This window comes from Dictyobacter halimunensis (genome assembly GCF_036245075.1).
On the sequence record NZ_BSRI01000002.1, the window covers coordinates 1,690,833 to 1,714,515 of the forward strand.

Here is a 23,683-nt window from a genome sequence, read left to right on the forward strand (position 1 = left end):
GAATGAACCAGATTGACACCTGATACGTGTCAAGATCTATTAGAGCATAACGACTATATAACAAACAGTAAAAGCCACTAGGAAATACTAGGAGGAACACGATGGCATCTTGGGCTGATGAAATCAGTGCCATCATAGAGAAAAACATCGCTGGCTTCGGTACAGATACCACCTCGACCGCCAGTGTCGGTACCGTTATCGCGGTACAGGATGGTGTCGCGCGTATCTATGGCCTGCAGGATGTGAAGTATCTTGAGTTGGTAGAATTTCCCCGTACAGGACTCTATGGCATGGCCTTTAACCTTGAAGAGGAAGCGGTCAGCTGCCCGATCCTGGGTGATTATACACAGATTCGTGAAGATGATGAGGTCCGCACAACCGGGCGCATCATCGAGGTCCCGGTTGGCGATGCCCTGCTTGGCCGTGTCGTTAATCCAATCGGCCAGCCTCTCGACGATCGAGGTCCTATCGCAACCGATAAGACTCGCCCGATCGAGCGCGTCGCCCCTGGCGTGATTACCCGCCAGTCGGTGAATCAGCCGGTACAGACCGGTATTAAAGCGATCGATAGCATGATTCCGATCGGCCGTGGTCAGCGCGAGTTGATCATCGGTGACCGCCAGACCGGTAAGACCGCTGTCGCCCTCGATACGATCATTAACCAGAAGGGCAAGAACCTGATCTGTATCTACGTGGCAATCGGTCAGAAGAACTCTTCGATCGCCCGTACCCGCGCTATCCTGGAAGAGCATGGCGCGATGGAATATACGATCATCGTTGCCTCAGGCGCTTCCGATCCCGCTCCTTTGAAGTATATCGCCCCCTACGCCGGATGTGCGATTGGCGAAGAATTCATGGAGACCGGTCGTGACGCTCTGATCGTTTATGACGATCTGACCAAGCACGCTGAAGCATATCGCAACATTTCACTGATCATTCGCCGCCCTCCAGGACGCGAAGCGTATCCCGGTGACGTGTTCTACCTGCACTCCCGCTTGCTGGAGCGCGCCGCTCGCTTGAACAAAGATTATGGCAATGGTTCATTGACCGCTCTGCCAATCATTGAGACCAAGGCGAACGACGTTTCGGCCTATATCCCGACCAACCTGATCTCGATCACCGATGGTCAGATCTTCCTGGAAACTGACCTCTTCAACGCTGGTCAGCGCCCCGCTCTGAACACAGGTATCTCGGTGTCTCGCGTAGGTAGTAGCGCCCAGACGAAGGCGATGAGCCAGGTTGCTGGTACCTTGCGTCTGGACCTGGCCCAGTTCCGCGAGCTGGAAGCCTTCTCCCAGTTCGCTTCCGACCTGGATAAAGCTACCAAGTCGCGTATCGATCGTGGTCGCCGCATCCTGGAAATCTTGAAGCAGCCACAGTATCAGCCTGTCTCGGTTATCCGCCAGGTTATGATCCTGTACGCGGTAACCACCGGCTACCTGGATGAGGTACCTCTGGATAAAGTGAGCGAGTGGGAAGCTGGCTTCTATCGCTTCGTGGATGCTAACTACCAGGATCTTCAGAATGATCTTATCGCTTCCTCAGTTGAGGGTCGCAATAAGATGAGCAAAGAGCAGCTGAACAAACTGGGCGCCGCCATTGAAGACTATCAGAAGACGGCCGCTCCACGAGAAGAGCAGAAGCGCTAGGAGGCAGATAGATGCCATCAACCCGAGAAATTCGGCAGCGCATACGATCAGTAAAAAATACAGCGAAGATTACGAAAGCCATGCAAATGGTGGCGAGTAGTAAGATGAGACGGGCGCAGGAGCGAGTCGAACAGGCTCGCCCCTTCGCCGATCAGATCCGTGAGCTCGTTTCACGCCTGGCAACGGCGGCCGCCAACGGCAACGAGGACCTGGCTGAGGATCTGGCATTGTTGAAGCAGCGTCCAGTGAGAAATATCGGCATTGTGTTGATCTCTCCTGATCGCGGTCTCTGCGGCGCCTTACCCTCAAACATCAATCGTCATGCCGCGTTAACGGCACGCAACGAAAGCCAGCGCCTGGCCGAGCAGGGCCGTAGCCCTGGGGTGGAATACGTAGCCGTTGGTCGCAAGGGCCGTGACTTCGTTGTTCGCAACGAACTAGGCCTGGTGGCGGAGTTCACCAACTATGGTGATCGCCCCGGCATCAGCGACGCAAGCGCCATCGCACAGGTGGCCGTGGATGCCTTCCTGAAAGGGGAGGTCGACGTTGTATATCTGGTCTATGCCAAATTCGTTAATACGGTGACGCAGACACCGGTAACCGTGCAGCTGCTGCCCGTCCAGCCACCTGAGAAGAAGGAAGAGGACGAGCAGGCGAAGGACACTACAGAGTATATTTACGAGCCCGATGAGCAAACGATCTTTAAGGCGCTGCTCCCACGCTATGTAGATATTCTGGTGTATCAAGCCATGCTTGAAGCCGTCGCCAGCCAGCAATCCGCACAGATGGTTGCCATGAAAAACGCGACCGATAACGCAAACGAACTGATTCAGGATCTCACCTTGACGTATAACAAGGTTCGCCAGGCCGCTATCACAACCCAGATCCTTGAGGTGGTAGCCGGTGCTGAGGCGCTCTAAAGAGATGTCTGGGCAGGGGGTAAGCGAAAAGCCCTCCTGCGATGGAGAAACACATGACAGTAACACAAACAGGCACAAAGGGAAAAATTGTGCAGGTACTGGGAGCCGTAGTAGACGTGGAGTTCCCCCAGGATCAGCTCCCTGAAATTTATAACCAGATCTTGACGCGCCCTGTCGGTGCCGAGCAGGATCTGACTCTTGAGGTCGAGCAACACCTGGGCAATAACTGGGTGCGCTGCGTCGCTATGGGTCCAACCGATGGTCTGCAGCGTGGGACCGACGCCTACGATACAGGCACGCCCATCAGCATGCCAGTTGGTCCTGATACGCTGGGGCGTATCTTCAACGTGCTGGGCCACGCAATCGATAACAAGCCAGAGGTCGAGGGGACCGCTCGCTATCCCATTCATCGCCATGCCCCCGACCTGGAAGACCAGTCTTCCAGTGTCGAGCCATTTGAGACCGGCATTAAAGTTATTGACCTGATCTGCCCCTTCATGAAAGGTGGTAAGGTGGGTGCCTTCGGTGGTGCCGGTGTAGGCAAGACCGTCGTTATCCAGGAGCTGATCAATAATATCGCTAAGGTTCACGGTGGCTATAGCGTTTTCGCCGGTGTGGGTGAGCGCACCCGCGAAGGCAATGACCTGTATCATGAAATGCAGGAAGCCAACGTTATCGACCGCCTGGCCATGGTCTTTGGTCAGATGAACGAGCCTCCCGGCTCCCGCCTGCGTGTGGCTCTGAGCGGTCTGGCTATCGCGGAATACTTCCGTGACGAAGAGCATAAAGACGTACTGCTCTTCATTGATAACATCTTCCGCTTCACCCAGGCCGGTGCAGAGGTGTCCGCCCTGCTGGGTCGTATGCCATCCGCTGTAGGTTATCAGCCTAACCTGGCTGAGGAGATGGGTGAGTTGCAGGAGCGCATCACCTCGACAAAAGAGGGTTCGATCACTTCGATGCAGGCCGTCTATGTGCCCGCTGACGACTACACCGATCCCGCGCCTGCTACCACATTCGCCCACCTGGACTCCACCATCGTGCTGGAGCGCTCGATCGCCCAGAAGGGTATCTATCCCGCGGTAGACCCTCTGGCCTCTACCAGCCGCATCCTCGATCCTCAGGTTGTGGGTGACGAGCATTATAACGTGGCTCGTGGCGTTCAGACCGTGCTGCAGCGCTATAAAGAGCTGCAGGACATCATCGCTATCCTGGGTGTCGATGAGCTGTCAGACGATGATAAGTTGCTGGTCGCTCGCGCCCGCAAGCTGGAGCGCTTCTGCTCACAGCCATTCACCGTTGCTGAGGTCTTCACTGGCCTGCCCGGCAAACAGGTGAAGTTGCAGGATACCGTGCGCAGCTTTAAAGCCATCCTGGATGGTGAGGTCGATAACATTCCCGAGAGCTACTTCCTGTCACAGGGCGCGATCGAGGACGTTATTGCCGCTCACGATGCCGATCAGAAGAAGGGTTAAGCCATGGCGACACGCAATACACTGCATGTCGAGGTGGTAACCGCGGAGCGTGAGCTCTATAACGGCGAAGCCGATATCGTGGACGCACCTGGATCAGAGGGGCAGCTGGGCATTTTGCCCGAGCATGCCCCCCTGCTGGCCCTGCTGGGACCTGGACCCCTGCAGATCAAGTTGCGCGGAGAGGACAATGTCTTTTTCGTCTCTGGCGGCTTTCTGGAGGTCTCTCACGATCGAGTCACCGTTCTGGCCGATACGGCTGAAAACGCGGCGGAGATCGACCAGGCTCGCGCAGAGGAGGCTCGTCGCCGGGCACAGGAGCATCTGGAACAGGCTCGCTCAAATAGTGAGCGCGCCGAGTTACAGGCAGCATTGTTGCGCGCCATCAACCGCCTGAAGGTGGTGGAGCTGGCTCGCCGCAGTGGCCGTATTCGCTAGCCGGCACTTCGATACAGCACAAAAAGGCGGCACTGATAACAATATATCAGCGCCGCCTTCGCTATATCTGCTAGAAGTTTCCGCTTGAGCCACCACCGAAATCGCCACCACCTCCACCGCCTCCACCGAAATCTCCGCTCGATCCTCCGCCAAAGTCTCCACCACCACCGAAGCCGCCATCTCCACCGCCTCCGCCGAAGTCTCCGCTCGATCCTCCGCCAAAGTCTCCACCACCACCGAAGCCACCATCTCCGCCTCCTCCTCCAAAGTCTCCACTGGCGCCTCCTCCAAAGTCTCCACCCTGACCATAGCGTTCAGCATCACGTTCACCCTGGGCTTTACCGAGCTCATAACCGGCCAGTCCACCTGCGGCCGCGCCCAATCCACCGGCCGCCCATGGATTCATGCCCTGATTCTGCGGGTATGGTCCCTGGTAGTTAGGAGGATAATTGCCCCCATAGGGCTGGTTATACGGCTGGTTATACGGCTGATTGTAACCACGCTGGCGATTGAAGAGGCCGCCAACGCCACCTCGACGGCGACGCGCAAAGGTAAAGGCCGCGATAATGGCCAGGGCGATCAAGCCAACGCAGCACAGCGTGCCTCCGATGGAACTGCCAGCGCCGCCACCGACGCCAGGAATGAACGAGTTGCTACTATTGAGTGAGCCCTTCAATGAATTAATGGCCGCGATCGTAGCGTTGGTATAATTTTTACCGCCACTATTTATCTGATTAATGAACGCATTGGTGGCGTCATTATACTGGCTGGAAGATAGGCCAACATTCTTTCCACCAACGATCGCCACATGGTGAGGGTTAAACGCCAGCACGATCATATCAGCACTCTTGATACTACTCTTGGCCGTCTGGTCAAACGAGGAGTTCGAAGCCGTCGAATTAACCGCATAGATATCAATTGGCTTGGATAATGACGAGGCAGCACTACGCACCTGCGATTGGTTCAAAACCCCAGCATTATCGTAAATGTTGACGGAATTAGCCAGTGCGGCCGTGGCTGTAATCGCTAGCAGGCACAAGGCAGCAAAAATCGCGATAAATCCTTTGCTCGACTTCCTCACAAAGGAGCCTGAAGATGTCTTGCCCATAATATTCCTTCCATCAGCACGTTCTGAAACATGGAGAACCTGAATGACAAACCTGCAGTAAGGCTTCAAGTGCAACCATTGCTTCGAAAGCTATACGTTTGTTTGGACGCATATACAGCTATGCCATCAAATCACAACTATGTAGGATAAACGGCTCAACGCTGGCGATTTAGTTCATCATTGTCTGTGGCTTTATTATAATTACGATTAACGTCCGCCCGAGTTGTGACATTTTGATCAACCCTGGTTTTCTCGTTGCGCGCCTGCGCATCAGGAATCGGATCAACGCGAGATGTCACCTTGTTACCGGCGTTGCGCGACCGATACATCGAAATCCCGATCAGGATAATCGCAGCAATAAAAAGCACCACAATTACGCCGATAAATATATTCAGCACACCTGCCATTATATTTCTCCTTTCGCCGGCTCAAGTCCATTTATGGTTGGCACAACAGGCGCTTATTCGCGCCTGTTGTGCCAACCATAAAAACAGTGCGGCCGCGTATGCGGACGCCTGTGCGGGGATGCTCACGTGCCCCAATATGGCGCAAGCCTGATACGCTCCTAAAAAAGCATTAGACTGTTACTCTTACTATACTCAAGTACACGAGAAAAACAGTGTATTAGATACACAACAATTGTGCCCCCGGCATGCTACAATAAAAAAACCAATCTTTGGTCATATATTTATCGTGGGAGTGTGAAATTACATGAGCATGACATCCTCGGGTCGTAAACACCCTTTCGTTTTGATTATTATGGATGGATGGGGCATCAATCCACGCAAAGAGGGCAACGCCATCGCGCTGGCACAAACGCCCAATATTGATAAGCTCGCACGCGAATGGCCTCATACTGCCGTGAAAACTTCGGGGGCGGCGGTAGGCCTGCCCGATGGTCAGATGGGCAATTCAGAGGTGGGGCACCAGAATATCGGTGCGGGCAAGCGTGTGCTGCAAGACTATACGCGTGTCAGCGAATCCATTCAGGATGGGAGCTTCTTCCAAAATCCCGCCTTCCTGGAGGCGATCAAGCACGTCAAGAAGAATCAGTCACAGCTCCATATCTGTGGTCTGCTCGGCAATGGCGGCGTTCACGCCCATGAGACACACCTGGAGGCTCTGCTGCGCCTGGCCACGACACATGATATCGAACGCGTCTATATCCATGCCTTTACCGATGGCCGCGATACTTCTCCCACGGGAGGGCTGGAGTTTATGCAGCGACTGGAAGCCCGGGCCAAAGAGATTGGTGGCGATCATCCGGCGAAGGTAGCGACGGTAACAGGACGCTACTATGCGATGGATCGAGATAACCGCTGGGAACGCACAGGAGCCACGTATTGGGCCATGACTAAGGGTGAGGCCACCCAACATGCCACCTCCGCACTGGCAGCTATCCAGCAATCTTATGATGCCAAAGTGACCGACGAGTTTATTTTGCCAACCGTCATTATGGAGGATAACCACCCTGTCGCGACCGTGCAGCCGGGCGATGCGGTCATCCATTATAACTTCCGCCCCGATCGCGCGCGCCAGCTCACCAAAGCCTTTGTGATGGCGGATCTTCCTCCACAGGCCGAAGGCAAGTTTGATCGTGGTCCTCGCCTGGCGGATCTGGCGTATGTCATGATGACGCAGTACGAGGAAGGGCTGGACGCGCAGGTTGCCTACCGCGCCGACGAGGTAGAGATGCCGCTGGCACGAGTAATCGCCGAACAGGGCATGTCACAGTTCCATACCGCCGAGACCGAGAAATACGCGCACGTGACCTTCTTTATCAACGGACGCCGCGAGGTACCCTTTAAAGGCGAGGATCGTATCCTGGTTCCCTCTCCCAAGGTCCCAACCTATGATCTGCAGCCGGAGATGAGCGCGGCTGGCATTACCGATACGGCGGTCGAACACATCCGCAGCGGCCAGTACGATCTCGTTATCATGAACTATGCCAACGCGGATATGGTCGGCCATACGGGCGTTATCGAGGCTACCATCAAGGGGGTCGAGGCCGTAGATAAAGGCGTCGGTCGAATCGTCGAGGCGACGCTGGCCGCGGGCGGAAGCGCACTGATCACCGCCGACCATGGCAACGCGGAACAGCTGATCGAGTATGATACCGGCAAACCCTTTACCGCTCACACGACCTATCCTGTGCCCCTCTACCTGGTTGCACCCCGCTTCGCCGGAGCAAAATTGCGCACCGACGGTATTCTGGCCGATGTCTCCCCCACCGTCCTGCAGATCATGAATATTCCTCAGCCAAAGGACATGCAAGGGCACTCACTCATTTTACCTTCTTAGGGTGTCAGACACACTTTTTACTGGCGTGCGGCCGCGTATGCGGCCGCACGCCAGTAAAAGTGTGTTGATGCACAGGGGCACGTTCGCGCCCCTGTGCATCAACACACAAACAAGAATTTTTGCACTGATGGCGACGGCCTAGCAGATGCGTTCAATCAGGGTTAGCGGCACGGTGTAGAATGAACCGTCGTCGAGTCGCAGGCGCGCGGCCCGCGCACGCAGGCCGGACGCAAAGACCTGCTCATAGGAGTAGAAGTAATCGATCATGCCAACCGCGCCATTGCGCGCTCCCCCACATACGCGCACCTGCGCTCCCAGCGCCAGGGTACTATCAGGACGCACGGGTTGCCAGCCTTTGTCGATCTCGGCCAGCGGGATCGAGATAACCAGCTCTGAAAAGGAATTATGGGTCAGTGAGGTCGTGCCGGAGAGCAGTCCGATCGAGCCCTGGTAATGGGTGAGGAGGTTCATGGTGTGGACCGGCATATTGGCGGAACCGATACCCTCGGTCAGCAGCAATGTCAGAGGGGGTAATTGCTCCAGTGCCTGCTCCAGTGCGGTCAGCTTGAGCAGGTGAAGATAGTCGGCGCGCAGAAAACCTTCCAGGTCGCGCAGGGCGATACTGCTGGCGATTACACCAACGACGCCCGAATTGAGGGCCTGGTGCAGCAGACCAAAGGTCAGGGGTCCGGGAACAATCAAAATGGCGCCTGGGGGAATGGTCTGGTCATAAGAATATTGGTTGTGGGGCTGCCACATCGTGAGGACGCCCGCCACCTGCTTACCCGCACCAAGCGAGCCCTGAATCACGGCCGCGTGGCTCTCAATCACCACTCCTCCACGCGAGGTAAAGCCGACGACGCGTCCATGCAGGCCAGCGGGGATATCAGAGGAGAGGTCAGGAGAGGAAGGCGTGCCTCGCGCACGCCTCTCTTGCTCTAGCTTTCCTGAGGATGCGGTCAGGCGAAGGACGGGTTGATCCGGCACCACCTCCTGACCACGGTAGGCTAATGGGACGCCCCTGCCTCGATATCCACCGGGCCAGCGCTCTCGTTTGACGATCAATCGCGGAAGAACAGACCACCCTGCAGGATAGACCATGGCAGGAACCTCCCATTATTGTGATCTTCCCACTTACGCCCCTAGCGCCTGTGACCATTGCAGCAGACGTGCCTGGCGCTCAGTATCGTCTTCTGGAAGAGCCAGCGGACGACCGCGAGCATCAATGATCAGCCCGATCAGGCCACCATCAATCTCCTCGGCGGCCCGGGCGCGTTCACCGGGTCCAAGCCCAACATCGACCGTCGGAGCGGGGAAAAGTGTTAGCAGAGCTTGCTCGTTTATTTGTAAGGGGATAACCTCGATGGAACCGCCCATTACATCAACGTTCAATTGCCTGCCATTACTATATTCTACCCCTACCCGCACAGCCAGCTGCCCCTGCTGGACATTTCCGAAGGGAATAACACAGGTCCCAAGCCGATGTGAGACCGCGTCATTCTCATTGACCTGCACAGCCATTACCGGGGCCACGGTAGCCACGGCCCCCAGTTGTGAGATCAGCATGGTGCTATCAACCACCAGAGAGGTAACGCCGCGCGGCTGGAGCGCGTCCAGCAACATCATCGCGATCTGCCCATACTTTGGTGCATGGGATAATACGCCACCTGTAGCCAGAACAAGGTCGGTATCTGGCAACTCCAGGCGACTGTTCTTGCGCGCCGCCTCCACTGTTAGAGAGATCGCTTCGCGCGCAAATGCCTGCATCAACGCCAGTTCACGTCCATCCGTCGGCAAGGTCTGAGGATGCAGCATGTGGTTGAGCACAAATTGTCGTACCTCATCCTCTGAAATAAGGAATGGCAGCCAGCGCGTAATCCGCTGCAGGCCAACCTTTTGCAGTATATCGCCAATATTGGGACCAACGCCGACGCCGGTGTTGACCATCGGAATAAATTCTCCCTGCTCCCCCGCCATCATCACAGCGGTGGTACTCCCACCGACATCTACGGCTGTGACATTCATCATGTAGTGCTGGGCCAGGAAGCGCACCAGGCTACTTAAAGAGGTGGCAGAGGCAACAGGATTCGCCCCGGACCAGTTGCGCACGCGCTCATAACCGGGGATCTGCTGCAGTCCCTCGCGCTCGTGCAGCGAACCGATGGCCGCGCTCACAGGGCCCAGCTGAGCCGAGTTGGTTAACGGCTCTACCCTGGTAACATCAGCGACGTTTTGCAGCATGCGGCGTACCGCCTCTACATACTGTGGAGCTCCGGCATATACAACCGAATAGCGCCTGGATGAGCCATCAGAGGAGATACCACTACCCTGCTGAGCCGCTTCTCGTGCGTAGTTGATCAACAACTGGCAGGCCTCTTGTAGGGGTGTAGGACCAGCGGGACCATCGGCGCTTCCGATTATGAGAGCCGCCTGCGGCTGCAATTCACGCAACCGTGCCTGTTGTCGTTCCCATTCCTGGGAGACGCGCTCCTGCGTCCAGCCACCACCAGCACCAGATACGCCGACCGCCGCGGGCGTGGTCGCGGCCATCTGCGCGGGGGAAGGGATCACCTGCACCTGAGAATACAGGCCTGAAACGGCCTGCGTAGATAAATTTGCCAGTTCAGGAGTAACCGCCCCAAGAGCGGCAACACGTAGGGGATCACCCGCGCTCACCGTCGCGATAAAAATATCGACGCCATCTCCGTTTGCCTGCTCAGGAGAAATAACGTGCTTCTCCTCAACAAATTTGCGACCCGTCACAAATTCGACCACATTGATAGCCTGAATAATACCTTCGGAGAGGTCTTCAAGCGGGGGCTTAATCGTTGATGGCGCCTCCCCGCGCGCCATCAACCGATATTGACCTTCAACCAGGCCAAAAAGCGAGACCTTGGTAAAAACCGCGCCACAATCAGCAACCAGCAGGGAATTAGGAGTCACTGAGTTCTGTGCTGGACCCTGTCCACCCTCTGGATAGGGTTGTGTATACATTTCCGGTATCCTTCTTCTCTCAGACTAACGAGAAAGCCATTCGCGAATTGCCTCAAACAATCCACGTTTTTTGTTACTTTTCTGATCGCTGGTGCTGCTATCAGGTGAGGCCGATGAGGCCTGTGATCCATAAGCGTTGCCTGCATAGGGAGAACCAGCATTTGCGCCGGTTTGACTACCCATTGAAGGATTAGCGCCCATGGCTGGATTCCCCTGTCCCTGGCTGCTACCAGGATAAGCATTGCCATACGTGCCCGACAGGCTATTGCCGCTATAGTTCTGAGGGAATGTGCCACTGGTGCCCATTGGTGTGTTGGGTATCGATCCAGAAGTTGGCATGCCACTCAGGTTGTTCTGTGACATTCCCGGCTGACCCATAGCACCGGGCTGACTCCATTGACCCGACTGATGACCCAACTGACCTGACGATCCATAACTGTTGGCCTGACCAGGCTGACTGTAAGGGGCTCCCTGTCCGGTCTGCGCTTGCCCCACGTAAGGAGGTTGCACACCCGAAGGGGTCTGTCCATAAGCCTGCGGTTGAGATTGCCCTGGCTGTCCTCCCTGTTGCTGCACTGGATAATTGGGGGTCGCGGAGGCAACACCCAGCATCGAAGCAAACACGTTGGCGGCCAGCTCACTGCTCTCGCTCGGATTGGCCTCGTTACGGGGACGGCTAGGAACGCGCATATTGTCCGGCCTTGGAGGCACTCCATAGCCTGATGGTCGTGATCCTGGTCCCTGTGGTTGGGCAGCGGTTCCCGGCTGACCACCAGAGGAACGCAACCACTCTGGCAGCGAGTTTGGATCAATAAAGGAGGACGCAGATAGCTGCCCTCCCTCCTGTTGAGGCATCGCATTGGCCGGAGGCGTCTGCATTGGGGCTTGCATGCCCGATGGCATCTGCCCTCCGGCAACCGGCCACGCAGAACCCGATTGGCCCTGATTCCAGCCAGATTGTACAGGCGCTTGCGCCGGCCAGGCGGATTGCTGTGGCGTAGGAGCCGCCGGATTATTAGCTCGCGACTGCTGGCCTGAACCCTGAACACCCTCGCGCAACCACGATGGTAACGAATCCACATCTAATAACGAAGATGCAGAGAAACCATTCTGGCTACCACTGGCGGCTGGAGGAGTCTGATTTATTGTATTTGAGCTCGGATTTGCGTTCGCATTGGTTTCGCGCCCGGCTGGCTCATTTTGCGGCTGCATCCAGGACGGAAGTGACTGCTGATCTACCAGGTCACGAGCCGAAAATCCCGGTGTAACCGTCGGGGATGCAGACGGCTCAGCCGGCCTCGCCGGGGGTTGCGGAGTCTGATTTATTGCATTTGCGTTCGCGTTGGTTTCGCGTCTGGCCGGTTCATTTTGCGGCTGCATCCAGGACGGGAGTGACTGCTGATCTACCAGGTCACGAGCCGAAAATCCCGGTGTAACTGTTGGGGATGCAGGCGGTTCAGCTGGCCTCGCCGGGGGCTGCGATGCGGCTGGCGCGGGATTTGGCCTGGGAGCCGCAGACGACGACTGCAGTGTGCGCATCCAATCAGGAACGTGATCAGGTTGAACCAGGCTGGAGGCAGCAAGACTGCTCGGAGAGGGCTGAGGAGGCGTGCCAGATGACGCACCCTCCTGCATCCAGGATGGCAATGATTTTTCATCAATTAATGATTGCGCTGTAATCCCCTGTGGCGGAACATTTCCACCAGGCGCACCTTGATCTGGAAACTGATTGGGTTGAGCAGGAACAGGTGAATTGGATGCCATATTATCACGCGCATCCCCACGTTCTGAACGCATCCAGCTCGGAAGGGCCCCATCATCAACCAGATCGGCCGGGGAAAAATTCGGGACATTATTCGCAGGGGGCGCTGCTGGTCGCTCACCGGCACGCAACGACTCCAGCCAGGCTGGTAACTCCGGTTGATCCTGGAAGCCCATACGCTGGGCCGGTCCATTATCAACCATGCCGGTGAGCGGTGCGCCACATACCTGACAAACCGTGCCGGCAGGGGTCATTTTTCCACAGCGGTTACACTTGATCACTTTTACTCCTCGCTTTCGTCAGGCCTCATTCTTGGCAGTGTATCACTCTTTTTCCAGCTTGACAACGATCATGATCTACAGGATAAAACATGCTGATATGATACAATACGCAGGATATTGTTTATTCCAAAAGTACTACATAGGTAGGATATATTTATGCGTGAGCAGACACCTGATTGGGGAGGAGTCGTCTATACATCTCCTCCTCGTATATGCCTTACCCTCCCGCTTCCCCCAAGCATCAATGAACAATATGCCACCGTCAACGGACATCGCGTCAGTACGCAGGTTGCCCGTAGCTTTAAGCGCACAGTACGTGCCGTACTGCGGCAGCTTGAAAGGCAGGGACAACTCTCACAGGCCCTGCACAAACAATTTCAACAAAGCCACCTGGCTCTCATGCTGGATTGCTACTTTACGACACCTTTACGAAGAGACCTCGATGGCGGACTCAAAATCACGCAAGATGCTATCTGTGAAGGATTGGGGATCAATGATAATCGCGTGGTAGATATTCATTTAATGAAACATATTGACCCGCTCCACCCTCACCTCTATGTCGAATTGGAGACGATAGCCGACTGGCAATTTGACAAAGAATATGTGCTTCTGAACTAAAGATTATAGACTACTATACTTGTATTTGCACCACGCCTTCTTTAAGATAAAACCAATAACACTCAACTTCTGTAACAAAACTAGTCCTAAATTTTAATGAGGTACTATATATGCAAACATTTTTCACTTCTATTATAGAAGCTATGGGCGCCAGTCCACAATCTGGCAAACCCGCAAAGAAGGTGAGCCGGCAACGCTTATTCACTGGTCTGCTCTTAAGTAGCGGCATTGGCTGGCTGGCCTATCGCAGGCGCTCATTGAGCCGCGGTGGAGTAGCTGGCGCGGTCGCAACTGGCACCACTGTCTTTGGCCTGGGTGGCCTGGGCTGGGGACTTTCCCTTATCTTCTTTTTCGCCTCGTCCAGTCTTTTTTCACATTTTCGGGCCGCTGACAAAGAGCGTACGGCCGCCGATAAGTTTAGTAAGGGGTCGCAAAGGGACCTGGCCCAGGTCGGAGCCAATGGTGGGGTGGCAACGGCCATGGCCATAGGCTACGGCCTGAGCCAGCAGCCAGTCCTACGCGCAAGCTTTGAAGCAGGCTTTATCGGCGCCATGGCCACAGCCAATGCCGATACCTGGGCGACTGAACTGGGTGTACTCAGCCAGCAGCCTCCACGCCTGATCACGACCGGTCAAACCACGACGCCCGGCACTTCGGGAGGTGTCAGTACGCTGGGGGCAGGCGCAGCGGCCGGCGGCGCCTTCAGTGAAGGACTGGTCTACCAGTTGCTACAACGCCGTATTTCGCCACTCCTGCCCCTCATCGCCCTGCTGAGCGGATTCGCGGGCAGCCTGTTTGACAGTTTTCTGGGAGCAACGGTACAGGCTATCTACTATTGTCCCCACTGCCAGAAAGAGACCGAGCGCCGTATCCATAACTGCGGCACACCAACCCACCATCTACGCGGATGGAGCTGGCTGGACAACGACCTGGTCAACCTGCTGGCCACACTGTTCGGCAGTCTGCTAGCCATCGTGCTCCGCTTACCCTTTTGCACAGGAAAAAACATCAATAAATAGTCCTGTTTTGTGATGACGCAACCAGGCGCGGATGCGCCTGGTTGCGTCATCACAAACAATGAAAATGGGGCGCCCGCGCTCCCCACGCCAGGGGCATTTATATTTCTGGCACGCCAGAAATATAACACTTTCTTACCGGGCACTAACCGGATGTATGTAATCTGAATTAATGGAGAACGTACTATACTGTAACAAAGGTAGGACATAACCATGAATATAGGAAAATCACTACTTTCACCGCGCTGGAAGCCGGGTAAAGCAGCGTGGACGGGCCTCGTAGCCACGGCCGCCTACAGCATCGCCATGGAGGGCGATAAATTTCTCGTCGGCAACCGCTTTAGCGATGTGCGTTTTATCCAGGGACTCATTGAAGGCGCGAAAAGAACCAGGGGCATTGCCGCCCTCTCGTGGATCATCCATTTCCTGAATGGTGCCGTCCTGGCAGAGATCTATGCCGCCGTGTTCAAGCGTTTCTTACCCGGACCAGACTGGCTGAAAGGCTCCATCTTCGGAGAGATCTTTATCGTGAGCGCCTGGTGGCTCACCCCTCTGGCCGATAAATACCATCCACTCATTAAAAATGGCGAACTGCCAAAACTTGCCAATTGGACCTCTTTCTGGCAAAACATAGTACGCCACCTGGTGTTTGGACTCACGCTGGGCTTATTATATAAAGAGGGAAAATAAACAAACAAAAACAGGCTGAGAGGATAGCTATACCTTTTCTCAGCCTGTCCTGGCGCCTCTATTTTAGAGGATTGAGCGTACCCATTTACTGATAAAGGGCAAACGATAATCGGGACTGAGCCACGCCATTACCATCAACCAGATCCAGAGAATAAACCATGTCCAGACCAGAATGCGTAATAATAAGCCCAGCCCAAAAGAGGTCAGAATGCCCAGGAAGGGGATCCACCCCAGCGTGGTATTTAACATGCTGACGCCAAACATCAGTAACGAGAGTGTGCCAAATGTAATCAAAGATTGTTTCGCGTGCCAGCGTACAGTCTGGTTCTTCTCAACCAGGAGTAGCACAAATCCCGATACCCAGAATAATGAATATGCCAGTACACGCTCAATGCGCTCATTGACTCCAAGCGTCGTCATTCTACGCATTCTTCCAATGCCTCACTGTTCTGAAAAATAGAAACCAATAACCCAGCGTTCGTGTCTTTCTGGTAATTATCTCTACAACGCTATATACGCACAAAGTCTGGAGGCGTTGCAACTTCACTTCCCTAAAAAATAATGACCCCAAAAGTGTCTATAGATCACAACCCTTTTGTACTAAAGGTAACAGACAAAGCGACCATTTTCTGGTATAAGTTCTATAGAAAAATCCTATTGATGCAACCATTTAAGGGTATTATGCGTTTCATCATATGGATAAAATTTAGAGTAGATAAGAATTGCATGAGAAAACTTAAAAATATCGTCGTGCATCAACGTTTATCCTATGGTAGGAGAAAAGTAGCGGTCGAAAATCCCGCTACGCACGAAATATGTACATAACGTGTACAATAAAGATTGTGCATAATATTTATGAATTCGGCTATACATTAAAGTGTAGTATAAAATTAGTTGCTCAGGCAACAAGAGATCAAGATCAGCAATGATTACTGTGACTGAAGGGTGATACCTGGAGTGGCTACTCGCTATAGCTGACAGTATGCACCTCCATCCATCCACCCACATTTTCAGGGGCCGATGTGACAAATGAAGGGCTTTATGCAAACAGAAATTATACATACAACCAAAAAAACCGATCGCACGCGACATAGTGTTCGCTATCTTGCCGGGCTCGTCATAGCGCTGGTAGGACTATCGGATATGCTATCAGCGATTGTTCCTCGCTTTAGCTGGAGCTTTTTTCTGGGGGCCTGGCCAATTGTCAATCACCGTGTACCAGCCCAGACATTTACGGTCGTGGTGGGTTTCTTCCTGATCGTGCTCTCTTATGGCCTGGCACGCGGCAAAAAGCATGCGTGGAGCATTACACTTATTCTTCTATTGCTCTCGGCGGTCCTCCATGTTCAGCGTAGCGGCTCGGTGCTGGCTACCCTGATCGCGCTGGCGCTGACGATCGCGCTTTTTTCACTCAAAGGCTTTTTTCACGCCAAAAGTGATCCCCCATCGGCACGCAGGGGCTACGTGGCGCTCGGCCTGGGGCTGGGTATCGTAGTCTTCTATGCCATCGGCGGCTTTATCGCCCTGTACGACGATTTCGCCCCGTGGATCGATCGCATAGGTATCCATGGCGTGATCATTCGCATGTTCTCCCATGGCAACCTGCGCATCCCACATGCCACGGAAGCCTTCTTCTTCCAGCATGCGTTACCAGTTCTCTGCATCAGCGCCATCCTGTATGGTATGGCCCAGATCTTCCGCCCCGTGGCCGCCGTTTTGATCCCAGATACGGCCACACGCGATAAGGTTAATGAAATCGTGCGCATCTACGGCACAAACTCTATCAGCTACTTTGCCCTTGGAGAGGATAAATCCTACTTCTTCTCCAACTCAGGGCGCTCGGTGATCAGCTATGTCCTGCAGGGTAGTACAGCTGTTGTCGCGGGCGACCCGATTGGCCCAGAAGATGAGATGCCCGAGGTCATCAAGCAATTTGTCGCCTTCTGTAATGAGCAGGATTGGTCGATCGTCTTCTGGCAGATCCGCGATCAGGTTGCGGCCTTGTATCGCAGCGCGGGCTTCCGCCTGCTGAAAATCGGAGAAGACGCAGTCATCGATGCGCAAAAGTTTACGCTCAAGGGGGGCGCGATGGCCAATGTGCGCTCCAGTGCCAAGCGCGCGGAAAAAGATGGCCTGCGCGTCATCTTCTATCGCGGTAAGGTCAGCGATCAGGAACAGCTTCATCAGATGGAGCAAATCTCGCAGCACTGGCTGGCCGAAAAAGGTGGCTCTGAAATGAGCTTCAGCCTGGGTCGCTTTGATGCTCAGGGTGATCCGCAGCAGATCTATGGGCTGGCGGTTGATGAGCAGAATAAAGTGCACGCTTTTGTATCATTCATTCCCGTTTATGGTCGCCGGGGCTGGGGACTGGACCTGATGCGACGCGCTGAACAGTGCGCTCCCGGAACGATGGAATTGCTGCTGGCACGCTCCATTGAACATATGAAAAATCTGGGCACGCAGATGATCAGCCTGGGCCTGGCACCATTGAGCAATGCCAATGAGGACGATGATACCTTCCTGGGCAATAGCATCGACTTCCTGACCGATCGCTTCGGCAATCCCAGTAAGAATCAGTCGCTGTTTAACTTCAAGAAGAAGTTCCAGCCGACATGGGAGAGCCGCTACCTGGTCTATTCAGATGCCCTGAACCTGCCCAAAATTGGCTGGGCCCTCTACAATGCCCACCAGACCGATGCATCCTTGATGGGTACCCTCGTCCAGACCATCAACGAGTGGCAACGCAAACACAACCTGAGCGAAAAAGCCCGCCTCAAAAGCGTTGAGGCAGCCAAAGCGTAGGTAAAAAATAAAAGGCGGCCCCGAGCTCGGGGCCGCCTTTTATTTTTTACCTACGCTTTGGGCACCCAGACTAAGCGCTCGCGCGTCCGCATACGCGGCCGTCTTTTTTATGGGGCAACGGCGCACAAAGCCGCGCCTGGCGCGGCTTTGTGCGCCGTTGCCCCATAAATTTTGTGAGCGCCGCAGGCGCGTAGAGTCAGGGGCCGAAGGCACGATTTTCGTCGCGTTCGAAGAACGCTTTGAGCAAAAAGTCTATATGTTGTCACAGGTAGGGCAACTGCCGTATAATTACAGGGGTATAAGTCCTATTTCTACAAATCAAATTATCCTCAGGAGGCATATTTCATTATGGTGCTTGGTGCGCTCTCGCTCGATCAAGTAACGATCGGAGCTTTTTTCGGGTTGCTGCTTTCATTGCCGATTGCACTCTTCCTGGTTTACTGGCTGAGTGCGGTGAAAAACCGTACAGCTGTCATTATGGGCGGTCTGGCCGGCGCGTTTATCGCTTTCCTGGTCATTCTGGGCTGGGCCGGTACGCTCTTCTTCTCCCAACCTATCCCTGGTGCCAATGGCGCTTCAGCGTTCTTCGGTGGAGTTCTGCTCTGTTCGGCCGCGGGCCTGGTTGGTGGCATCGTCGTTGATCTAATCGTCGCTCGCCGCAATAGTCGCGACTATCGCCGGCAAGTGTCACACGAATAACGGTGACAGACGATGTTCTATCTTTTACATGGTGAAGATGAGTTCACGAGCCGTGAACGCTTAAAACAGCTACGTTCCCAGGGGGACTTTGGCTTTAATCAAGATGTTTACACGGGAAATGATGCGGATATTAAAACCGTCATCATGACCAGCGAGACGCTCCCCTTTCTAAGCGAGCAGCGCCTGATCGTTATCGACGGCCTGCCAAAGAAGAAGCGTGGTGAAAGTGCGGCATCTGTAGAAGATACGAACAAGGGTGGTAAGGCGAAGAAGGGCCGCAAGAGCAGCAAAAATGCCGCGGGCCGCGCTGGCTTTGAGAAAGCGCTGGCTGAACATGTCGCGACCATGCAGGATTCAACCGTCATGATCTTGCTGGTAGAAGAGGCACTGGATAGTAACAATGCCCTCTTAAAGGCCGCTGAAAAACATGGTAAGGTATTCCAGAGCATGCTTCCCAAGGGGGCTGCCCTGGAGAAATGGATTACAGGCCGGGCCAAAGGTATTGGGGTTAAGATTGCCCCGGAGGCTATTAGCCTGCTGGCAAACTTTATTGGCAACAATCTGCGGCTGCTGGCAAATGAATTGGATAAGCTGGCGATGTACGTCGGGGTAGGAGGAACCATTACCGTAAACGATGTACGCCAGCTCTCCGCTCAGGTGCAGGAGGCACGCATCTTTGATCTTACCGACGCCCTGGCCCAACGCAATCGCAAGCAGGCGCTCAATATTCTGCACGATCTGCTGGCGGACGGGGAACCTCCCCTCAAGTTGATCAGTACGATTACTTCACAGGTACGCACGCTGCTGCTCGTCAAGGAGCAGGCCCAGAGGGGAATGCGTGGTGGGCAGATCGCCTCGGCCCTGGGAATCGCTCCCTTCATCGCCGATAAGGCCCTGCGCCAGGTCGGCAACTTTAACGCACCGCAGTTAGAGAACGCCTATCGGCAGCTCCTCTCTACCGATGCTGCTCTCAAACGCAGCCGCCTCACTCCAGAGATGGCCCTGGATCTACTCGTCGTTAACTTTGGCCTCTAAACCGGATCGCTACATCATTTCTGGCAGGCCTGGATTCTTTGAGAGAAAGTTTTTTCTGTATGCAAGTATCTTCCTTACAACAGCTCATTGCTGAGCGCATCCTGCGCGATGGCCCCATCTCTTTCGCGGACTATATGCGGATGGCGCTGTATGAGCCGGGCTACGGCTACTATGTGACCGGAGAAGCAAAGATGGGTTGGGAGGGCGATTACTTTACCAGTACCGATCTCGCCGATCTCTTCGCCCATTGTATGGGTCGCCAGGTGAAGAAGATGTGGGAGTTGCTGGGACAACCCGCCAGGCTAGGTGTCCTTGAGCAGGGCGCTGGTCGAGGAGATCTGGCACAACAGCTGCAGCAGTGGGCCACCACGCAGGAGCCAGCATTGATGGCTGCCCTGGATTATCGCCAGGCAGATATTAAGACCGGCCAGGATGCTCTGGTAACCGTAGACGACGATACATTTGCCCCGGCCATCATCCTCTCAAACGAACTGGTTGACGCCTTTCCCGTCCATGTCGTCGAGAAACAGGGAGATACGCTCTACGAGGTCGCCGTCACCATCGCGAATGGACGCCTGGCGGAGACACTGGTTGAGATGAGCGACAGCACGCTGAGCGACTATCTGGAAAGCTTCAAAGTTCCCTGGCGCACCTTTCCGGATGGCTGGCGGGCGGAGATTAACCTGGACGCCCTTGCCTGGATGGAGCGCACCTGCCAGATCCTCACGGGTCCCAATCCTAAACGTAAGCGCCACGGCTTTATCCTGGCTATCGACTATGGGGATGTCGCCGGGAAGCTGTACAGCAGCGAGCGCCGCTACGGGACCTTGAGCAGCTACTACAAACACCAGATCACCGATCGTCCTCTGGTTCGACCGGGAGAGCAGGATATCACAGCCCATGTCAATTTCACCGCCCTGATACAGGTGGGACGCCAGCAAGGCCTGCGCCTGCACGCCCTGACCACGCAGGGACAATGGCTACGCGACAACGGCATCGACGATGAGCTTGACCAGATACGCCAGCGCGACTTTAGCGCCCTCGATACCGATAGGGGCAGCAACCAGGGGCAGACAGCCCTCCTCCAATGGTACAACCTGCGCCAGCGCGCCTCCGCACTGACAGATCCTATGGGCATGGGCAACTTCAAGGTCCTGATCATGAAACGCTAAGCATATCTATCTGCATCACCCGGCACGCTTTACCCGTTTTCTGCCACCGCATAATCCTGTTTCTAGCAATGGTACATCAGAAAAGACAGCCATAAAGGAGACGGATGATGCTACGTAAAAGAAGCAAGCCAGGACCCGGCCAGGAGTCGGTCTGGGACTATCCACGGCCACCCAGGCTGGAGGACAGCTCAAAGCTGATCGAGGTGATGTTTAACGGCGAGGTAATCGCCAGAAGTCAGCGCGCCAAACGCATATTAGAGACCAGCCATCCACCTGTGTACTATATTCCACCTGAGGATATCAAGATGGAATATTTTACGTCCACCGACCGACATTCTTATTGTGAATGGAAGGGCATGGCCTCTTACTACACCATCACAGTGATGGACAGGTCGGTGCCCAATGGCGCCTGGTATTATCCGCAGCCCACCGCTGGCTATGAAGGGATCACCGGCTATATCGCCATCTATCCCTCCCGGATGGATGCCTGCTATGTCGAAGGCGAGCAGGTGCAGGCCCAGGAGGGCGACTTCTATGGCGGCTGGATCACCCACGACATCGTCGGTCCATTCAAAGGTGGAAGAGGGTCGGCCGGCTGGTAGAGCCTCTTCTTCAAGCTCAACAAAAACTTCCTCCATTCCTGCATCGTGTACCCAATAGAACGGAAAAAAATATGCGCGGCAAACACAAGGAAAAGGAGTGAAAATGAATACGAGCGATACGCCTACAGATATTGTGCGCAATTTTATGAGCGCCCTGGACGATAATAATCTGGATACCGCGGCCAACTACCTGGCCGATGACTTTCAATTCAGTGGCTGGACCCCTATGCCACTAGATAAAAATGGCTTTCTGGGCATGTTCAAAGACATTAAAGAGGGCATACCGGGCCTTTTATTTAACCTGCACAATGTGCTTGAACAATCAGAGAACAGAGTCACCGGAACCATGCAAATCAAGGGCTATCAGACCGATAGCTTCATCATTCCCATTCTGGGTACGCCGCCGATTCCCCAGACCGCGAACAGCGTATCACTACCCACAGAGGATGTTACCTATCAACTCAACGACTCAGGTATCGTAGCCATGGTAGTGCAGCATACCTCCGGTGGAGGTATCACAGGTTTATTAAGGCAGTTGGGCATCGATCTGCCCATCGTACAATAAGCCCACATTTCGCGCCTTCGGCGCTCCCAGGCTGGCCAACAACATATTGATACCTATAAGTACATAAAGTTGAGGATGGGAAAAAATTACGGTAAAAAAGAACATATACCTCTTGCCGGGTCTTCGCCACAGGACTCGTGTGCTGCCACAATCAATGCCGCAAGAGGTATCCCCCCTTTTCACCAGGCCTAGAGCGACGATCTCACAGGTCGTCCCTTCTCCGCTACACGAGCATTCTCATTATGATATTGACGACCACGCCAGTCTACCCCGCGCTTTGTAATGACGCGCCACATCGATTGTCCGAGGATGCCTGAGAAGATGGCGCCCGCCAGCGGCTGGGTAAAGGCATAGTACCAGGGAACATTTAGCTGCCGATTCAACCATGCGCGATACGAGATCAGCGGCGCCAGCTCAAGACCCGTAGCCAGGGCGGCTTCGCGCGCTGAGATACCTTTCGAGCGTGAGCTACGAGTAAGACGAGCCAGCAACGGCAATAAGAAAGGCACAATCGAAATCATGGGCAGGCCAAACAACTGGACCAGCACAAAGAGCAATCCCCCACGATTGCCCAGATAGGCATTCTTGCGCCACCCACGCCAGATATCGCCCAGACTATGATACATATGCACGTGCACCAACCCAAGGCTATCGACAAAGCGCAAACTGTAGTGATGGGACTTGACCAGGTGGGCCAGGTCGCGATCATCCAGCAGGGTCGCGCGCATCTCGGGCCGTCCATAGCCTCCCAGGTCCTGATACACCTGGCGACGAATCAAAATGTATTGTCCATTCGCGACCGCGAGCGGGCTTTTGGGATCATTGACGAACCGTGGAGGGTAGAGCATGCTGATGCCAAGATAAGCCATAGGCATCAGAACGCGATCCCAGAAAGACGGAAGCTCCTGTTCAGCTCCCAGGGTAAAAAGGTCGGCCCGTTCGGATACGGCCTGGGTAATGGCTGAGCGCAAGGCATTGGGAGCATGCCATGTATCGGCATCTGTGAAGAGAAACCAGTTCCCCCGCGCCTCCTGTACGCCACTATGGATAGCGTGCGGCTTGCCCGCCCAACCCTCAGGCAATTCGTCACGCAGGCGCAGTACCCACAGTTTCTTACCGTTGACATGACTGCGCGCCAGATCATCCAGCACAGCACCCGTGCGGTCAGTTGAACCATCATCCACCACGATTACTTCATAATTCGCGTAATCCTGCTCCAACAATGACTGCACACAACGCTGAATATTGCGCTCCTCATTGCGGGCCGGCACAATAATTGAGACCAGCGGCGTCCGCTCGGCCTCATCGGATACCGGTCTCCCCTTAGAGCCAGTCGCCCCCGGTGCTGGCAGCACATGCAAACGATCTTCCTTGCGTGGCGAGGTGCGCCACCAGAGGATAGAGTAGAAGCCAACCACACCAATCACATGCGACCACAGCACAAAGCGCGACCAGGATTGCCACCAATATGCATTTTTCATTTTTTTCACTCTTCATTAACATTATGAAAAATTTATTTTCGCCTACTATCAAAAAACGGCCTGGATCTCATTCACGAC

At 54.6% G+C, this 23,683-nt stretch carries 21 protein-coding genes; 14 read left to right on the forward strand and 7 right to left on the reverse strand.

From position 1 onward, the window contains the following. The first annotated feature begins 101 nt into the window (after positions 1 to 101). The 4 genes from atpA to AABA21_RS20970 are packed head-to-tail and all read left to right on the forward strand — an operon-like array spanning position 102 to position 4,479. Positions 102 to 1,649, forward strand: coding sequence for a F0F1 ATP synthase subunit alpha (atpA, locus tag AABA21_RS20955; protein WP_338253424.1), 1,548 nt, complete (start codon positions 102 to 104; stop codon positions 1,647 to 1,649). An 11-nt stretch (positions 1,650 to 1,660) separates the two neighbouring features. Further along, entirely contained in the window at positions 1,661 to 2,569 is a 909-nt protein-coding gene (gene atpG, locus AABA21_RS20960) for an ATP synthase F1 subunit gamma (RefSeq protein ID WP_338253425.1), read from the forward strand. Between the two features lie 53 nt (positions 2,570 to 2,622). Next, complete coding sequence (gene atpD, locus AABA21_RS20965) at positions 2,623 to 4,044, forward strand: F0F1 ATP synthase subunit beta (protein WP_338253427.1); 1,422 nt, start codon at positions 2,623 to 2,625, stop codon at positions 4,042 to 4,044. Between the two features lie 3 nt (positions 4,045 to 4,047). Beyond that, positions 4,048 to 4,479 carry a F0F1 ATP synthase subunit epsilon gene (locus tag AABA21_RS20970; protein ID WP_338253429.1) on the forward strand — a complete coding sequence of 144 codons (432 nt, stop codon included), beginning with the start codon at positions 4,048 to 4,050 and terminating at the stop codon, positions 4,477 to 4,479. A gap of 70 nt (positions 4,480 to 4,549) precedes the next feature. Here the strand turns inward: AABA21_RS20970 and AABA21_RS20975 are convergent, their stop codons facing one another. Together AABA21_RS20975 and AABA21_RS20980 are read right to left on the reverse strand one after the other, a co-directional pair. Next, positions 4,550 to 5,587, reverse strand: a complete 1,038-nt coding sequence (locus AABA21_RS20975; protein WP_338253430.1) for a hypothetical protein — start codon at positions 5,585 to 5,587, stop codon at positions 4,550 to 4,552. A 155-nt stretch (positions 5,588 to 5,742) separates the two neighbouring features. Next, the gene (locus tag AABA21_RS20980) at positions 5,743 to 5,994 is read right to left on the reverse strand and encodes a hypothetical protein (RefSeq protein WP_338253432.1); all 252 of its coding nucleotides are present in this window, start codon (positions 5,992 to 5,994) and stop codon (positions 5,743 to 5,745) included. A gap of 304 nt (positions 5,995 to 6,298) precedes the next feature. Here AABA21_RS20980 and gpmI point away from each other — a divergent pair, with 304 nt between their 5' ends. Beyond that, positions 6,299 to 7,888, forward strand: coding sequence for a 2,3-bisphosphoglycerate-independent phosphoglycerate mutase (gene gpmI, locus AABA21_RS20985; RefSeq protein ID WP_338253433.1), 1,590 nt, complete (start codon positions 6,299 to 6,301; stop codon positions 7,886 to 7,888). A gap of 138 nt (positions 7,889 to 8,026) precedes the next feature. On the opposite strand, the gene AABA21_RS20990 is transcribed toward gpmI, so the two are convergent. From AABA21_RS20990 to AABA21_RS21000, 3 genes are read right to left on the reverse strand one after another with little or no spacing between them, the layout of a single operon-like run. Continuing rightward, positions 8,027 to 8,989, reverse strand: a complete 963-nt coding sequence (locus AABA21_RS20990) for a hypothetical protein (protein ID WP_338253435.1) — start codon at positions 8,987 to 8,989, stop codon at positions 8,027 to 8,029. A gap of 33 nt (positions 8,990 to 9,022) precedes the next feature. Continuing rightward, entirely contained in the window at positions 9,023 to 10,882 is a 1,860-nt protein-coding gene (locus AABA21_RS20995; RefSeq protein WP_338253436.1) for a glutamate mutase L, read from the reverse strand. Positions 10,883 to 10,906: 24 nt separating this feature from the next. Continuing rightward, the gene (locus tag AABA21_RS21000; RefSeq protein ID WP_338253437.1) at positions 10,907 to 12,925 is read right to left on the reverse strand and encodes a hypothetical protein; all 2,019 of its coding nucleotides are present in this window, start codon (positions 12,923 to 12,925) and stop codon (positions 10,907 to 10,909) included. 156 nt (positions 12,926 to 13,081) lie between these two features. On the opposite strand from AABA21_RS21000, the gene AABA21_RS21005 reads away from it, so the two are divergent. From AABA21_RS21005 to AABA21_RS21015, 3 genes are all read left to right on the forward strand, one after another. Beyond that, positions 13,082 to 13,543, forward strand: coding sequence for a RusA family crossover junction endodeoxyribonuclease (locus AABA21_RS21005; RefSeq protein WP_338253438.1), 462 nt, complete (start codon positions 13,082 to 13,084; stop codon positions 13,541 to 13,543). Positions 13,544 to 13,653: 110 nt separating this feature from the next. Next, positions 13,654 to 14,562 (forward strand): DUF92 domain-containing protein, encoded by a 909-nt coding sequence (locus AABA21_RS21010; RefSeq protein ID WP_338253439.1) that lies wholly within the window; start codon positions 13,654 to 13,656, stop codon positions 14,560 to 14,562. A gap of 210 nt (positions 14,563 to 14,772) precedes the next feature. Continuing rightward, positions 14,773 to 15,249 carry a DUF6789 family protein gene (locus AABA21_RS21015; protein WP_338253440.1) on the forward strand — a complete coding sequence of 159 codons (477 nt, stop codon included), beginning with the start codon at positions 14,773 to 14,775 and terminating at the stop codon, positions 15,247 to 15,249. Between the two features lie 63 nt (positions 15,250 to 15,312). Here the strand turns inward: AABA21_RS21015 and AABA21_RS21020 are convergent, their stop codons facing one another. Beyond that, positions 15,313 to 15,669, reverse strand: coding sequence for a DUF4870 domain-containing protein (locus AABA21_RS21020; protein WP_338253442.1), 357 nt, complete (start codon positions 15,667 to 15,669; stop codon positions 15,313 to 15,315). Positions 15,670 to 16,932: 1,263 nt separating this feature from the next. Between AABA21_RS21020 and AABA21_RS39465 the strand changes: the two genes are divergently transcribed. From AABA21_RS39465 to AABA21_RS21050, 6 genes are all read left to right on the forward strand, one after another. Continuing rightward, positions 16,933 to 18,051 carry a bifunctional lysylphosphatidylglycerol flippase/synthetase MprF gene (locus tag AABA21_RS39465; protein WP_420917166.1) on the forward strand — a complete coding sequence of 373 codons (1,119 nt, stop codon included), beginning with the start codon at positions 16,933 to 16,935 and terminating at the stop codon, positions 18,049 to 18,051. A 348-nt stretch (positions 18,052 to 18,399) separates the two neighbouring features. Next, positions 18,400 to 18,750 carry a PTS sucrose transporter subunit IIBC gene (locus tag AABA21_RS21030; RefSeq protein ID WP_338253445.1) on the forward strand — a complete coding sequence of 117 codons (351 nt, stop codon included), beginning with the start codon at positions 18,400 to 18,402 and terminating at the stop codon, positions 18,748 to 18,750. Positions 18,751 to 18,762: 12 nt separating this feature from the next. Continuing rightward, complete coding sequence (gene holA / locus AABA21_RS21035) at positions 18,763 to 19,785, forward strand: DNA polymerase III subunit delta (RefSeq protein ID WP_338253447.1); 1,023 nt, start codon at positions 18,763 to 18,765, stop codon at positions 19,783 to 19,785. 59 nt (positions 19,786 to 19,844) lie between these two features. After that, positions 19,845 to 20,957: a class I SAM-dependent methyltransferase gene (locus AABA21_RS21040; protein WP_338253449.1), complete on the forward strand. Its 1,113-nt coding sequence runs from the start codon at positions 19,845 to 19,847 to the stop codon at positions 20,955 to 20,957. A gap of 107 nt (positions 20,958 to 21,064) precedes the next feature. After that, the gene (locus AABA21_RS21045; protein WP_420917204.1) at positions 21,065 to 21,559 is read left to right on the forward strand and encodes a DUF427 domain-containing protein; all 495 of its coding nucleotides are present in this window, start codon (positions 21,065 to 21,067) and stop codon (positions 21,557 to 21,559) included. 103 nt (positions 21,560 to 21,662) lie between these two features. Further along, on the forward strand, positions 21,663 to 22,124 hold the full coding sequence (locus AABA21_RS21050) for a nuclear transport factor 2 family protein (RefSeq protein ID WP_338253453.1): 462 nt from the start codon (positions 21,663 to 21,665) through the stop codon (positions 22,122 to 22,124). Positions 22,125 to 22,312: 188 nt separating this feature from the next. On the opposite strand, the gene AABA21_RS21055 is transcribed toward AABA21_RS21050, so the two are convergent. After that, complete coding sequence (locus tag AABA21_RS21055) at positions 22,313 to 23,605, reverse strand: glycosyltransferase (RefSeq protein WP_338253454.1); 1,293 nt, start codon at positions 23,603 to 23,605, stop codon at positions 22,313 to 22,315. Between the last annotated feature and the right edge of the window lie 78 nt (positions 23,606 to 23,683).

Bases quoted from the DNA above. Each gene is read 5' to 3' on its own strand.
- atpA (WP_338253424.1), top strand. From the start codon at position 102: ATGGCATCTTGGGCTGATGAAATCAGTGCCATCATAGAGAAAAACATC.
- atpG (WP_338253425.1), top strand. From the start codon at position 1,661: ATGCCATCAACCCGAGAAATTCGGCAGCGCATACGATCAGTAAAAAAT.
- atpD (WP_338253427.1), top strand. From the start codon at position 2,623: ATGACAGTAACACAAACAGGCACAAAGGGAAAAATTGTGCAGGTACTG.
- AABA21_RS20970 (WP_338253429.1), top strand. From the start codon at position 4,048: ATGGCGACACGCAATACACTGCATGTCGAGGTGGTAACCGCGGAGCGT.
- AABA21_RS20975 (WP_338253430.1), bottom strand. From the start codon at position 5,587: ATGGGCAAGACATCTTCAGGCTCCTTTGTGAGGAAGTCGAGCAAAGGA.
- AABA21_RS20980 (WP_338253432.1), bottom strand. From the start codon at position 5,994: ATGGCAGGTGTGCTGAATATATTTATCGGCGTAATTGTGGTGCTTTTT.
- gpmI (WP_338253433.1), top strand. From the start codon at position 6,299: ATGAGCATGACATCCTCGGGTCGTAAACACCCTTTCGTTTTGATTATT.
- AABA21_RS20990 (WP_338253435.1), bottom strand. From the start codon at position 8,989: ATGGTCTATCCTGCAGGGTGGTCTGTTCTTCCGCGATTGATCGTCAAA.
- AABA21_RS20995 (WP_338253436.1), bottom strand. From the start codon at position 10,882: ATGTATACACAACCCTATCCAGAGGGTGGACAGGGTCCAGCACAGAAC.
- AABA21_RS21005 (WP_338253438.1), top strand. From the start codon at position 13,082: ATGCGTGAGCAGACACCTGATTGGGGAGGAGTCGTCTATACATCTCCT.
- AABA21_RS21010 (WP_338253439.1), top strand. From the start codon at position 13,654: ATGCAAACATTTTTCACTTCTATTATAGAAGCTATGGGCGCCAGTCCA.
- AABA21_RS21015 (WP_338253440.1), top strand. From the start codon at position 14,773: ATGAATATAGGAAAATCACTACTTTCACCGCGCTGGAAGCCGGGTAAA.
- AABA21_RS21020 (WP_338253442.1), bottom strand. From the start codon at position 15,669: ATGACGACGCTTGGAGTCAATGAGCGCATTGAGCGTGTACTGGCATAT.
- AABA21_RS39465 (WP_420917166.1), top strand. From the start codon at position 16,933: ATGGCCCAGATCTTCCGCCCCGTGGCCGCCGTTTTGATCCCAGATACG.
- AABA21_RS21030 (WP_338253445.1), top strand. From the start codon at position 18,400: ATGGTGCTTGGTGCGCTCTCGCTCGATCAAGTAACGATCGGAGCTTTT.
- holA (WP_338253447.1), top strand. From the start codon at position 18,763: ATGTTCTATCTTTTACATGGTGAAGATGAGTTCACGAGCCGTGAACGC.
- AABA21_RS21040 (WP_338253449.1), top strand. From the start codon at position 19,845: ATGCAAGTATCTTCCTTACAACAGCTCATTGCTGAGCGCATCCTGCGC.
- AABA21_RS21045 (WP_420917204.1), top strand. From the start codon at position 21,065: ATGCTACGTAAAAGAAGCAAGCCAGGACCCGGCCAGGAGTCGGTCTGG.
- AABA21_RS21050 (WP_338253453.1), top strand. From the start codon at position 21,663: ATGAATACGAGCGATACGCCTACAGATATTGTGCGCAATTTTATGAGC.
- AABA21_RS21055 (WP_338253454.1), bottom strand. From the start codon at position 23,605: ATGAAAAATGCATATTGGTGGCAATCCTGGTCGCGCTTTGTGCTGTGG.